Here is a 902-nt window from a genome sequence, read left to right on the forward strand (position 1 = left end):
GACACTACCCATGCCCGTAGTTGTTGCCAGAGTATGTTATCTAGCTTGTTGAAAATCTCCTTGGAGACTACCCCTGAGTAATACTTTGCCCATCCAGTGATGATGGGATTGAGGTGTTTAATCAGGGCGGCTTGAGGTGCTGTTTTGTATTTCTTAATTACCTCTTTCACCTTTTCAATGTGGGCTTTGATTGCTTTCTTGTTCGGTTTGACGTGGGTTACGAAGCCTAATAGTTTACTGCTCCTTCCCCCGCTTTTTCCAGAAACGTGTTTTCCGGCAGGATATTGCCTGATATTGAACCCCAGAAAGTCAAAACCAGATGGAACTTTTTCTCCGTTAACTTCGATTTCTCGAAGTGTGTGACAGATTCTTGTCTTCTCCGGTTTAAGCTGGAGACCAATAGGTTTTAACCATTCGGAAATAGCAATCTTGCACTGTTCAATGATTTTGAGCTTTGGTGATATGACTACAAAATCATCGGCATATCTAATGACCGTTGCTTGTACTCTATTTCCTTTCTTTGGAAAGAGTTCTTCTATATGCCTCACCATTCCATCCAGTGCAATGTTGGCGAGGAGTGGACTTATTACCCCTCCTTGAGGTGTCCCTGCTTTTGTGTCGTCAAATACACCATTGTCCATAACCCCAGCTTTTAACCATTGTCTGATATTTCGCCTTATGGTCGTTGGACAATGAAGTTTGGATAGCAGGTAATCATGGTCAATCTGGTCGAAGCATTTGGCGATGTCAGCATCGAGGACGTAGTATCCCATTTTGTTGATACCATTAAATATTCTGCCAATTGCATCGTGGGTTGAGCGTCCAGGTCGAAACCCATAGCTTGTTCCCTCGAATTTAGGTTCCCAGTAGGGTTCCATTGCCATCTTGACCAAGGCTTGCTT

General features: G+C 43.6%; 1 protein-coding gene. It reads right to left on the reverse strand.

The window, feature by feature from the left end; translation table 11 throughout:
* Nucleotides 1-902: reverse transcriptase domain-containing protein (locus LKE08_RS09710; protein ID WP_324704019.1), on the reverse strand; the 902-nt coding region annotated here is incomplete at both ends.

This window comes from Lyngbya sp. CCY1209 (assembly GCF_035615495.1).
Lineage (GTDB): Bacteria > Cyanobacteriota > Cyanobacteriia > Cyanobacteriales > Microcoleaceae > Limnospira.